General features: G+C 42.6%; 10 protein-coding genes and 4 tRNA genes. All 14 read left to right on the top strand.

All coding sequences use genetic code 11. The features are described from left to right. Window positions 1–67 precede the first annotated feature (67 nt). The 14 genes from dsbC (at window position 68) to pbp4b (ending at window position 12,639) form a co-directional block, all read left to right on the top strand. Window positions 68–796: a bifunctional protein-disulfide isomerase/oxidoreductase DsbC gene (dsbC, locus tag PSM_RS12385; RefSeq protein ID WP_013465808.1), complete on the top strand. Its 729-nt coding sequence runs from the start codon at window positions 68–70 to the stop codon at window positions 794–796. Between the two features lie 83 nt (window positions 797–879). Then, window positions 880–2,601, top strand: a complete 1,722-nt coding sequence (gene recJ / locus PSM_RS12380; RefSeq protein ID WP_013465807.1) for a single-stranded-DNA-specific exonuclease RecJ — start codon at window positions 880–882, stop codon at window positions 2,599–2,601. Window positions 2,602–2,746: 145 nt separating this feature from the next. Further along, window positions 2,747–3,845, top strand: a protein-coding gene (gene prfB, locus PSM_RS12375) for a peptide chain release factor 2 (protein WP_109874146.1) whose coding sequence is annotated in 2 segments (ribosomal slippage) — window positions 2,747–2,821 and window positions 2,823–3,845 — 1,098 coding nt in all. Because the reading frame shifts where the segments join, the coding sequence is not laid out codon by codon here. Between the two features lie 26 nt (window positions 3,846–3,871). After that, on the top strand, window positions 3,872–5,407 hold the full coding sequence (lysS, locus tag PSM_RS12370) for a lysine--tRNA ligase (protein WP_013465805.1): 1,536 nt from the start codon (window positions 3,872–3,874) through the stop codon (window positions 5,405–5,407). Between the two features lie 353 nt (window positions 5,408–5,760). Next, window positions 5,761–5,943: a hypothetical protein gene (locus PSM_RS12365; protein ID WP_013465804.1), complete on the top strand. Its 183-nt coding sequence runs from the start codon at window positions 5,761–5,763 to the stop codon at window positions 5,941–5,943. Window positions 5,944–6,071: 128 nt separating this feature from the next. Further along, window positions 6,072–6,164: transfer RNA gene (locus PSM_RS12360), tRNA-Ser, on the top strand. Between the two features lie 34 nt (window positions 6,165–6,198). After that, a tRNA-Arg gene (locus PSM_RS12355) sits at window positions 6,199–6,275 on the top strand. 58 nt (window positions 6,276–6,333) lie between these two features. Then, window positions 6,334–6,410: transfer RNA gene (locus PSM_RS12350), tRNA-Arg, on the top strand. Window positions 6,411–6,554: 144 nt separating this feature from the next. Beyond that, window positions 6,555–6,631 (top strand) — tRNA-Arg (locus tag PSM_RS12345). Window positions 6,632–6,784: 153 nt separating this feature from the next. Then, on the top strand, window positions 6,785–7,099 hold the full coding sequence (tnpA, locus tag PSM_RS12340; RefSeq protein ID WP_013465803.1) for an IS66 family insertion sequence element accessory protein TnpA: 315 nt from the start codon (window positions 6,785–6,787) through the stop codon (window positions 7,097–7,099). Then, the gene (gene tnpB / locus PSM_RS12335) at window positions 7,096–7,446 is read left to right on the top strand and encodes an IS66 family insertion sequence element accessory protein TnpB (protein ID WP_004588658.1); all 351 of its coding nucleotides are present in this window, start codon (window positions 7,096–7,098) and stop codon (window positions 7,444–7,446) included. Before tnpA ends, tnpB begins: the two co-directional genes overlap by 4 nt. Before the next feature lie 80 nt (window positions 7,447–7,526). Further along, entirely contained in the window at window positions 7,527–9,029 is a 1,503-nt protein-coding gene (gene tnpC / locus PSM_RS12330) for an IS66 family transposase (RefSeq protein ID WP_013465802.1), read from the top strand. A 766-nt stretch (window positions 9,030–9,795) separates the two neighbouring features. Further along, complete coding sequence (locus PSM_RS12325; RefSeq protein ID WP_041695782.1) at window positions 9,796–10,968, top strand: exo-beta-N-acetylmuramidase NamZ family protein; 1,173 nt, start codon at window positions 9,796–9,798, stop codon at window positions 10,966–10,968. Window positions 10,969–10,980: 12 nt separating this feature from the next. Then, window positions 10,981–12,639 carry a penicillin binding protein PBP4B gene (gene pbp4b, locus PSM_RS12320; protein WP_013465800.1) on the top strand — a complete coding sequence of 553 codons (1,659 nt, stop codon included), beginning with the start codon at window positions 10,981–10,983 and terminating at the stop codon, window positions 12,637–12,639. Window positions 12,640–12,710: the final 71 nt, after the last annotated feature.

Raw genomic sequence — 12,710 nt, 5'->3', positions numbered from 1 at the left:
TTTTTTTGTCACTAAGCCGGTCATATAGACACGATAAGATAAGTATTTTTAGGATAGAGAACCCGTTATGAAAAAATTAATGTTAGCAGGTGCCATGTTGTGCACTAGTTTGAGCGCTTTTGCTAATAGCGTTGCAGTCACTCCGGATGCTACAGATCCTATCGTGACAAAATTTGCCGCGCTAGGGGTGACCGTTAAACAAATTAATCCAAGCCCAGTTGCAGGCTTAAAAGAATTGATCACCAATAAAGGTGTGTTGTATGCAAGCCCTGACGGTCAGTTTTTAATGCAAGGTACGCTAATCGATCTAAACAACCGTAGTAACTTAACCGAGCAAGCACTTAATGGTGTGCGCCAATCAGGGTTAAAAGAATACGAAGACTCAATGATTGTGTATAAAGCGCCAGAAGAAAAACACAGCATTACTGTATTTACCGATATTAGCTGTGGTTACTGTCGTAAATTACACCGTGAACTAGATGACTTACTTGAATCGGGCATTACGGTTAAATACCTAGCGTTTCCACGCGGTGGCCTACAAGGGTCAGGTTATGCTGATTTAATGAATGTATGGTGTGCGAAAGATCAGCAAGAAGCACTTACTGAAGCTAAATCTGGTGCAGATACCCAAATTGTTAAAGGCTGTAGCGCACCTGTTGCTGAGCATTATCAGTTAGGCCAGAGTTTTGGTATTAGCGGTACACCGGCTATTATTTTAGAAGATGGCACGATGATCCCAGGCTACCAACCAGCTGCGGCATTAAGCGCAGCGCTTGAGGCTAACAAAGCGGGCTAAGCAATACCGCGAGTATGTGTTTAAAAAGGCCTTAATGGCCTTTTTTTGTCTTATATCATGAACATCATAAGTTAAAAACTAGCATGAAAAAAATGATCATTGCGCGAGAACCCGTTGACGACTCTCATCTGCCGAGCCATCTTCACCCTGTTATTAAGCAAATTTATGCCACGCGAAATGTTTCCCATGCCGATGAGCTAAACAATAGTGCAGCTACACTCCACGACTTCAAACTTTTTAAAGATATAGACAAAGCCAGCCAACTGTTAATTGAAGCCCTACACGCACAAAGCAAAATACTTATTGTGGGCGACTTTGACGCCGATGGCGCAACCAGCACCGCCACCTTAATGCAAGGGCTGGCCATGTTTGGCTTTACCCATTTAGATTATTTAGTGCCAGACCGCTTTAGTTTAGGTTATGGCTTAAGCCCAGCATTGGCTGAGCAAATAGTCACTATGCAGCCCGATTTAGTGATCACCGTAGATAACGGGATTTCGTGTATCGCAGGCATTGATATTGTTAAAGCCGCAGGCATTAAAGTGCTGGTTACAGATCATCATTTACAAGGCGAGCAACTGCCTAATGCCGATGCTATTGTTAATCCTAATCGTCATGACTGTGATTTTCCCTCTAAGTCGATAGCCGGTGTTGGGGTGGCGTTTTATTTACTTATCGCACTGAGAAGTGCGCTGCGTGAACAAGGCTACTTTAACCAACATCCTATGCCAAATATTGCTGACTTACTCGATATTGTAGCCCTTGGTACGGTGGCCGATGTGGTGGCTCTGGATGCGAATAACCGTACGTTAGTGCATCAAGGCTTGGCACGTATTCGCAGTGGTAAAACCCGCCCAGGTATCACCGCACTGATTGAAGTGGCTAATCGCAATGCAGCTCGTTTGAGTGCCAGCGATTTTGGCTTTTCATTGGCGCCACGTTTAAATGCAGCAGGGCGTTTAGATGATATGAGCCTAGGTATAGCTTGCTTACTTAGCAACGACATAAATCAAGCTAGGCGCATAGCCGGTGAGCTTGACAGCTTAAACTTTGCCAGACGTGAAATAGAGCAAGGCATGCAAGTAGAAGCGCAAGCCGTGCTCGATAGGCTCGCCTTTAAAGAAGACAGTGTGCCTGATGCTATTTGTTTGTATCAAGACGATTGGCATCAAGGTGTTATTGGCATTTTAGCGGGGCGCTTAAAAGAAAAGTACCACCGCCCAACCGTGATATTTGCCGGTGGCGAAAACGGTGAAATAAAAGGCTCATGTCGCTCAATTGAAGGCTTGCATATGCGCGACCTACTTGAGGGATTAAACACCGCGCAACCCGGTCTAATTAATAAATTTGGTGGCCATGCAATGGCGGCAGGTTTAAGCATTAATGAGCAGCATTTTACTGAGTTTAAACGTGCTTTTGATAGTGCGGTCAGCGCGCAACTCAGTGAAGAAAGTAAACGCTGCATTGTATTTACTGATGGTGAACTACCTAACGACTGCTTTAGTATGGATTTTGCGCAATTATTAAAGCAATCAGGCCCGTGGGGACAGCAATTTCCTGAGCCGATATTTGAACACACCTTTGAATTGATACAGCAGCGCATTGTGGGTGAAAAACACCTAAAGTTAGTCCTTAAACACCAATCTGCACGTTTAGTTGACGCCATTGCTTTTGGGATTGATGTAAAAGCGTGGCCAGATACCGAGGCGCAGTTTGTTAAAGTAGCGTACCAGCTCGATATAAATGAATTTAGAGGTAAATTTAGCTTACAACTGATTGTAAGAGAGCTTGAAAAAGTGGGCTAAAAAATATCTTCAAACCATGCATAAAAGGCTAATAAAACGCGCGGTTTTTTGTTAAAATCGGGCGTTTTTATTATTTGATGATTTTTAATTGCGCTCGGTCTCTTTTTTAAGTGCGCAATAACCTAGCCATTTTGGAGTAATGTACATGTTTGAAGTGAATCCTGTGATTAATCAAATCAAGGAAATTCGCGAACGTACTGAACTGCTTCGGGGGTACCTTTGACTACGCTCTTAAACAAGAACGTTTAGAAGAAGTTAACGCCGAACTTGAAGATTCAGCCGTATGGAATGAGCCTGAGCGCGCACAAGCCCTTGGTCGTGAAAAGTCAGCACTAGAAGCCGTGGTTGAAACAATCGATAACCTTGTTGCTGGTACTGACGATGTTGAAGGTTTAGTAGAGCTTGCTGTTGAAGCTGAAGACCAAGACACTTTTGATGAAGCACAAAGCGAACTAGCTGATTTAAACCAGCAGCTTGAAGGGCTTGAGTTTCGTCGTATGTTTTCAGGCTCTCACGATTCAAACGATGCCTACCTTGATTTACAATCAGGCTCTGGCGGTACTGAAGCACAAGACTGGTGTAATATTTTACTGCGTATGTACTTACGCTGGGGTGAAGCAAAAGGCTTTAAAGTAGAGCTTGTTGAAGCCACCGATGGCGATGTTGCTGGTATTAAAGGCGCAACGGTACGTTTTTCTGGTGAGTATGCATATGGTTGGTTACGCACTGAAACAGGCGTACACCGCCTAGTTCGTAAAAGCCCATTTGATTCAAGTGGCCGTCGTCATACTTCGTTTGCATCTGCGTTTGTTTACCCAGAAGTTGATGACAACATTGAGATTGATATTAATCCGTCTGACTTACGTATAGACGTTTACCGTGCATCAGGCGCGGGTGGTCAGCACGTAAATACCACTGAATCGGCAGTACGTATTACCCACGTACCAACCAATACCGTGGTGCAGTGTCAAAACGAGCGCTCGCAGCATAAAAATAAAGCCCAAGCAATGAAGCAGTTAAAAGCGAAATTATTTGAGCTTGAGCTACAACAGCAAAATGCAGAAAAGCAAAGCCAAGAAGACAATAAGTCTGATATTGGCTGGGGAAGTCAAATTCGTTCTTACGTACTTGATGACTCGCGTATTAAAGATTTACGTACCGGCGTTGAAAACCGTAATACTCAAGCGGTACTCGATGGCGACTTAGACAAATTTATTGAAGCCAGCTTAAAATCTGGTTTATAACCACCAAGCTAAAAAAGAGCTAAAAAATGACTGATCAAATCCAAGACGAAAATAAGTTAATCGCTGAGCGTCGCGGCAAATTAGACGCTATTCGCGCAAATTGCCCAGCCAACGGTCATCCAAACCAATTCCGTCGTGAGCATTACACGGCAGATTTGCAGGCTGAGTTTGGTGATAAGAGTAAAGAAGAATTAATCGAATTACAGCACGTAGTATCGATTGCAGGTCGTATTCTTGCTAAGCGTGGTCCGTTTATGTCTATTCAAGATATGAAAGGCCGTGTACAAGTTTATGCATCAAAAGACGTACAAAAAGATTTAAAAGCAAAATATGGCCAGCTTGATATTGGCGATATTATTGGTGTTAAAGGGCCGCTTAATAAATCGGGTAAAGGCGATTTATACGTAGATATGGCTGAGTACGAACTGCTGACTAAGTCACTTCGTCCACTACCAGAAAAATTCCATGGTCTATCGGATCAAGAAACTAAATACCGTCAACGTTATGTTGATTTAATTACTAACGAAGCAACGCGTGAAACATTCCGCATTCGCTCACAAGTGGTTGAAGGTATTCGTCGCTTTTTAGCAGACCGCGATTTTATGGAAGTAGAAACGCCAATGCTACAGGTTATTCCTGGTGGTGCATCTGCGCGCCCATTCGTAACTCATCATAATGCGCTTGATATCGACATGTACTTACGTATTGCGCCTGAGCTTTACTTAAAGCGTTTAGTAGTAGGTGGTTTTGACCGTGTATTCGAAATTAACCGAAACTTCCGTAACGAAGGGTTATCAACGCGTCACAACCCAGAATTCACCATGATTGAGTTCTACCAAGCATACGCTGACTACATTGATTTAATGAACATCACCGAAGACATGTTACGTACAGTTGCAACTAACGTACTGGGCAGCCCAATTGTGGTTAACACCACTAAAGATGAAAACGGCGACGTTGTTGATTCAGTAGAGTATGACTTTGGTCAACCGTTCACACGTTTAAGCATGAGCGACGCAATCTTAAAATATAACCCTGAGTTTGATGCTGCGGTATTTAATGACCCAGAAAACCACTTTGAAGAATTAAAAGCGTACGCGAAACAAGTGCATGTTAAAATTCCTGAAAACTGCGTATGGGGCCCGGGTAAGTTTTTATGTGAAATATTTGAAGAGACGGCTGAGCATATGCTTATCCAACCGACATTTATCACAGGGTATCCGTGGGAAGTATCGCCACTTGCACGTCGTAACGACGAAAACCCATTTGTTACTGACCGTTTTGAGTTCTTTGTTGGCGGGCGCGAGCTTGCAAATGGCTTCTCTGAGCTTAATGATGCGCAAGACCAAGCAGAGCGTTTCACGCGTCAGGTTGAAGAAAAAGACGCCGGTGATGATGAAGCAATGCACTACGACGAAGACTACATTCGCGCTCTAGAGTATGGTTTACCACCAACAGCCGGGGAAGGGATTGGTATTGACCGTTTAGTCATGTTGTTTACTGACTCATCAACTATCAAAGATGTTATTTTATTCCCGCATATGCGCCCACAAGCAGACTAAGCTTGAAGGAATAAACTAAAAAATTATCAACGCCGCTAACTAGCGGCGTTTTTTTGCCTTATTGTTTGTGAGATATTGCCTAAACTTCACATTAGGGCTTTTAATTAATAAGTACTACACTGATAATTAAGTGTAAGTATAAAAGTAAATTAATCTTTAATTCAGCTTCATTATCATAAAGTTGCTTGACTGCTTTGCAACATTACAGCAGTGCTATAACTTTTTGGTATGATTGTTTTTTAAACATTATGTTGTATTTATGTGAATTTTTTAGCTAAAATGTGGCCGAAATTTATACGCGGTCATTCTTAGTCGTAAAAAATAAAAATTTCTAAAGGACTTAGAGAAATAATATGAAAGCTAAACGAGTAGAATCTTTACCTGATGAGAACACTACAGAGCAACAGCGAGAAGCGTATTATCGCGCGTGTATTGCCGAGTTTCAGAAGTTAGGCTATCAAGAGCAATACCTTGCTGAACTTACGGACGAACTAGTGCCAGTGATGGGTGTAAATTCAAGCACCCCAAACACCTAACCTGATTATTTTTCAAACTAATTACACTTTAAAACTAGGCATGTGTGCAATCTATAGCCATATAGTCACTTTTGTCAGAAAAGTGTTTGACATATTTTCTGAAATCTTTATTATACGCCCCATAAGACGGAGAGGTGTCCGAGTGGCCGAAGGAGCTCCCCTGCTAAGGGAGTATAGAGTTTGTAGCTCTATCGAGGGTTCGAATCCCTCCCTCTCCACCATTTTTTAAATGGCGCATCTTGTAAAATAAAGTATGGGCGCATAGCTCAGCTGGATAGAGTACCTGGCTACGAACCAGGCGGTCGGAGGTTCGAATCCTCCTGCGCCCACCATACTTTACTCTCTTTTAGAGAACGCTCTGCTTAGAGTTAAAACAAGCAAAATGAAAGTGGGCGCATAGCTCAGCTGGATAGAGTACCTGGCTACGAACCAGGCGGTCGGAGGTTCGAATCCTCCTGCGCCCACCACTTTCATTGCAACTCCTGCTAAGAGTATAAAATAAGTAAAGTGTTGGCTAACGCCAAGCGGTCGGAGGTTCATTCTTATTAGATACGTCCTACGCTCACCACTTTCAACTCTCACTTAGAGTTTAAATAAGTAAATATGAAAGTGGGCGCATAGCTCAGCTGGATAGAGTACCTGGCTACGAACCAGGCGGTCGGAGGTTCGAATCCTCCTGCGCCCACCACTTTCATACATAAGCCGACATTAAGTCGGTTTTTTTGTGCCTGGAATAAATCAAAGGTAAGCGTCCGGCCAACCGTAAGCGTCCGGCCAACCACACCTAGCAACACCATTTTTTGTATTTGAAAATACCTTCAACTTTTTATTGGAGGTCATTATGAATTCACCCATCCCTAAACGTTGGCTAGAAATCCTAGCGCTTCGCTCATCATTTACTGGAACGAATGAAGCGTTTTGCAAACACCATCAAGTATCTATCAGCTCGTTTTATAAATATAAAAGCATGCAACAGGTGAAATCTTCAGGTGCATCACCTCAATTTGTCCGAGTTGAGCAACAAACCCAACGCACACACGTCAGTATCACTGAGCAACCAACGATTAACTTTAATCCGCGCACTGGCCAACTGACATTACCCACAACACTTAACTGTGATGCTATCGTCTCAATTATTAAAGGTCTATCAGCATGAATATGTTTGTTAATCCGCCCGAGGTGTACTTATGTGCTGAGCATGTGGACTTTCGTAAATCCATCAATGGCCTTGCGGCGTTGGTGGAATGTGAGCTTGAATTGCCCGTGCTATCGGGCGCGCTGTTTGTGTTTTGTAATAAAAAGCGCGACAAGTTAAAGCTTCTCTATTGGGATAAGACAGGCTTTGCATTGTGGTACAAGCGACTTGATAAGCACAGGTTTAAATGGCCTAAGCTTAAACGTGACACCATGACACTGAATGAGCAACAATTACATTGGCTATTATCAGGGTATGACGTTATTGGCCATGAAGAAATCAACGTCAGTCAGCACACAGTGACTTAATTACTTAGATCAATTGATGATCATCAAGGTTTAAGTTATTAACCCTATTCATTGTGCATAAAAGCCGTAAAATAAACGGCATGAACGATGTATTTACCTTACAACAACGCATTGCTGAGCTTGAAAAACAGCTTAAATATGAGCGCGAAGTATCTATACAGAAAGATGCTAAAATCGCCTATTTATATGAGCAATTCCGTTTAGCCCAACAAAAGCAATTCGGCAAAAGTGCTGAAGGCTTTGTAGGGCAAGGTGAATTATTTAATGAAGTTGAAGAGATTGCTGAGAAAGCTGAGCCTGAGCAGCAAGGAATTAGCTACACCCGCAACAAGCCTAAACGCAAGCCACTGCCAAAAGACTTACCCCGTGAACAAGTTATCCACGACATAGCAGATAAAAGCTGTGCATGTTGCGGTGGTGAGTTACATAAAATCGGTGAAGATACTGCTGAAAAGCTTGAGTTCATTCCAGCACACGTCAAAGTGATTGAACATATTCGCCCTAAATACGCCTGTCGTGAGTGTGAAAAATCAGGCACTGGGTCAACGATAAAGCAACAGCCTATGCCCGCCATGCCCATTAACAAAGGCATTGCCACCGCGAGCTTACTTAGCCAACTCATCACCAGTAAATATCAATATGGTTTACCGCTTCATCGCCAAGAGAGCATGTTTAAGCAATACGGCATTGAGCTGAGCCGCAAAACCATGAGCGATTGGGTGATTAAGTCAGCAGCGCTGTTTACCCCGCTGGTTAAACGGTTAAAAGAAGAATTACTCAAGCAACCACTCCTTAACGCTGATGAAACCACGGTCAATGTGGTGAAATCAGATAAAGTGAATAGTTACATGTGGGTGTACTGCTCAGGTGCTGACTCACCTAAACCCGACAGCCCCATCCCTAACATTGTGCTTTACGACTACCACACTCGTCGCGCAGCCGCCTGCGTGATGGATTATCTTGATGGCTATCAAGGGTACTTACATGTTGATGGTTATCAAGCTTATGAAAAGACACAGGCCAGTCTTGTGGGGTGCTGGGCGCACGCACGTCGGAAATTCATTGAAGCGAAAAAGCTGCAAGGGAAAAATAAGACAGGCAAAGCCGATGTGGTGCTCAGCTTAATACAAAAGCTGTATGGGATAGAGTCACGGTTGAAAGATAAATCAGCGGATGAGAGTTACCAGACTCGACAAGCACAGAGTAAACCGATACTCGATAAACTCAAACAGTGGCTTGAAAAACATCAGCCAAACCTTGTTGGTAATAGTAAACTCATTGATGCCGCCAATTACATGGCAAACCAGTGGCCGAAACTCATTGAGTACATTAATGATGGGCGACTGAGTATCGATAACAACCGTGCAGAAAGAGCCATCAAACCGTTTGTGATAGGCCGTAAGAACTGGCTGTTTAGCCAAACAGCAACAGGTGCTAACGCAAGCGCGATACTTTACAGCATCATCGAAACAGCCAAAGCCAACGGCTTAGCGCCATACGATTACATCACCGCGTGTTTAGATGAGCTGTGCCAATCAACACCTGATATCGATAGTCTATTACCGTGGAATTTTAAAGGCTAGGCGGTGATCACCGGACGGATACGTTAAACCTAATGATACATACTGCCAAATCTTCCATTCAGTCACTTCTCTAAAAGCGCAGCGCCTCTTAACCTCTTTGTGAATAACGCCCTTAAAAATTTAAATGCACAAAGAGAAATGAATGAGGAGTAAATGAGACGTTCAAAATCACCATGAGTATTTGAACGCCAGCAAGCTACATTCTACAAATAATATCATCGTCTATTTTCAATGTGGACGTAGAGCTTACTTACGTTAGAAACACAGCTTCTGATTTATAATGTTTTAATCACTTCTCTAAAAGCGCAGCGCCTCTTAATCTCTTTGTGAATAATGCCCTTAAAAACTTAAATGCACAAAGAGAAGTGAATGAGGAGTAAATGAGACGTTCAAAATCACCATGAGTATTTAAACACCAGCAAGCTATATTTTAGAGATAATATTATCGTCTATTTTCAATGTGGGCGTAGAGCTTACTTACGTTAGAAACACAGTTTCTCATTGCTAAAACCTAAAACCTAAAACCTAAAACCTGCGCGAGGTAAACTCCCGCCTACAATATAAAAATTGCGCTTGCAAAAGGCTCGGTGTTTTATTTTTATTACCTGACCGCTGACCGCTGACCGCTGACCGCTGACCGCTGACCGCTGACCGCTGACCGCTGACCGCTGACCGCTGACCGCTGACCGCTAATTCTTAAAACCTAAGCTGCTCTTTAAACTTAGCTGTGTTATTTTAAATGCCTTGTTTAAAAGGATCTTGCTGTATGTTTAAAACCGTGTTTTTTACCTTCTTTTTTATACTAAGCGCACTTTTTACTGTTGCTACACATGCAAATGAGGCTAAACATGCAATCGCCGTTGGTGCAGAGCAATTTGCTTTGTACTTACCGCAATTAAAAAATAAACGTGTAGGGCTGGTGGTTAATCAAACCTCTCTTGTGGGGCAAACGCATTTAGTTGATAGCTTGCTGGCTAAAAACATCAACATCACTAAAATTTTTGCACCTGAGCATGGCTTTCGAGGCGATCATGATGCGGGAGCACATGTTAAAAACGCTGTTGATAGTAAAACCGGTATTGCGCTTATTTCTATTTACGGTAAAAATAAAAAGCCAAGCGCCAAGGTGCTTAGCGATGTTGATATCATTATTTTTGATATTCAAGATGTGGGCGTACGTTTTTATACTTACATTAGCTCTATGCATTACATGATGGAGGCCGCGGCAGAGCAAGGTGTTGAATTTATAGTACTCGATAGACCAAACCCAAATATTGCTTATGTTGACGGCCCATTATTAGAACCAGAATTTAAATCGTTTGTGGGTATACACCCAATCCCTGTATTACATGGTATGACGGTAGGCGAGCTTGCTAAAATGATCAAAGGTGAGGGGTGGATCAATCAGGCTCGTGATTTAAAGCTAAACGTGATCCCTGTTGCAGGCTACACCCGCACAACGCCATACAGTTTGCCGGTAAAGCCAAGCCCTAATTTACCCAACGATCAATCAATTGCGCTTTATCCATCACTTTGCTTTTTTGAAGCCACTCCTATTAGCATAGGTAGGGGAACTGACTTTGCCTTTCAGGTCATAGGTTACTCGCCGGTGGCGCTTGGAGAATTTAGTTTTACCCCGCGTTCAATAAAAGGCGCAGCGCTTAATCCAAAGTTTAAAAACCAAATGGTGAAAGGGATTGATTTACGCCATAGTGATACCGTCGGTTTAAACTTAAATTATTTAATTAATGCTTACCAGCAGCTTACACAGGCTAAACAGCTGTTTTTTGAACGTGCCGATTTTATGGATAAGCTCGCAGGTACCGATAAATTAAGGCTCGCCATAGAAGCAGGACACTCAGCTGAGGAAATCAAACAAAGTTGGCAAGCCGGGCTAAAACAGTTTAAACAGCAAAGAGTGCCTTATTTGCTGTATTAATAAAAGGGATGTATGTATTGGGCTTTAAAAATGATAAATAATAAAACGTACTATAAAGTAGTTATATTGCTGCTGAGCATTATTATTGCGGGCTGTAGTCGCTCTACAGCAATTAAATCAGAGCGCCCTTTAACGGTTAATCATATCAACGCGTTAGCTAATGCGCAGGTGATTGCTACCTTTCCTGAGCCAAATCCTAGCAGCAGAGAATATGTAAATAACCGCGGCACTTTTAAAGCCTACCGGGGCCATGGACAACTATTGCTACAAAATGTCAGTGCGGTTAGCGCCGATATATACATCAATAATAAAAAGCTCTCACTTAATGAGCCTTTACGCGCTAACACCGAGTACGACTTTAATTTAGGGCACTATACGCATAACGGCGTGAACACCTTTAAGGTAGAGAACATTCAACCTGCTGGCGGCAGTTTAACCCTGCGCTTTGCATTTGCTACCTTAGAAAATAGCGCCACAAAAGAAATCGACTTTAGCCAAGTTGATACCTTAATTGAAAACGATATAAAAGCAGGCTTTCCAGGAGCGGTATTAGCGGTTGTTAAAGCGGGTAAGGTATTAAAATTAACTGCGTATGGCGATGCAAAACAATATCAGCAAAGTGATTTAATGCTTCTGCGCCCAGAGCCTATGCAAACCAATACCTTATTTGACTTAGCCTCAAATACTAAAATATTTGCTACTAACTTTGCATTAATGAAGTTGGTCAGCGAGGGGCAGTTAAACATAAATCATACGGTGCATTCATACCTAAAAGAGTATCAGGGTAATGGTCGAGAGCACCGCCAAGTAAAAGACTTACTAACTCATAGTGCCGGTTATCCGCCAGTGTTTGATTTTCATCGAAAAGACACCGCTTACGGCGATGCGTTTTTCTCACAAACAAGCGAAACCACTAAACAGCTATTATTAACAAGTGTGCCATTAACCGCTGAACCTACAGCGCCGCATGTTTACTCTGATATTGATTACATGATTTTAGGGGTTTTAATTGAGCGAATTAGCGGCCAACCTCTCGATGAATACCTAGAGCAGCATATTTACGCGCCTTTAAAACTCAATAACACCTTATTTAATCCGCTTAAAAAAGGTTTTAATCGTCAGCAGTTTGCTGCCACGGAGCTTAGCGGTAATACTCGAGATGGGCGTATTCATTTTGATAATATTCGCACCAATGTACTGCAAGGGCAGGTGCATGACGAACGTGCTTATTATTCGCTCGATGGTGTTGCAGGCCATGCGGGATTATTTAGTAACGCTCCCGATTTAGCTGTGCTGTGCCAAGTTCTACTTAACAAAGGTGGTTATGGCGATACGCAAATTTTTAACGCCAGTAGCTTAGCGCAATTTTTAACGCCACAAAGCAGTGATGAAACCTACGGGTTAGGCTTTCGTCTTGCGGGAAATAACCAAGCACGGCGTTGGCACTTTGGCCCTTATGCCAGCGCTCAGGCCTATGGCCACACGGGGTGGACAGGCACAGTCACCGTGATTGATCCGGCTTACGATTTGGCCATTATTTTACTCACTAATGCGCGGCATACTCCTATTAAAGGCACTGAAAAGCGCTATCAATTTGTAGGGAAAAATTTTGAAACAGCGCAATACGGCTCTATTGTGTCGCTTGTTTATGAGGCATTATTAAATCAATAAGCGTTAGTAAGTGACTTAAGTGCTTATATCTATTAAGTTAAGTAAAGCGTCGTCATTATAAAAATAAATAA

This window comes from Pseudoalteromonas sp. SM9913, assembly GCF_000184065.1.
Classification (GTDB): Bacteria; Pseudomonadota; Gammaproteobacteria; order Enterobacterales; family Alteromonadaceae; genus Pseudoalteromonas; species Pseudoalteromonas tetraodonis.
This window is presented reverse-complemented; position numbering and strand designations above follow the sequence as displayed.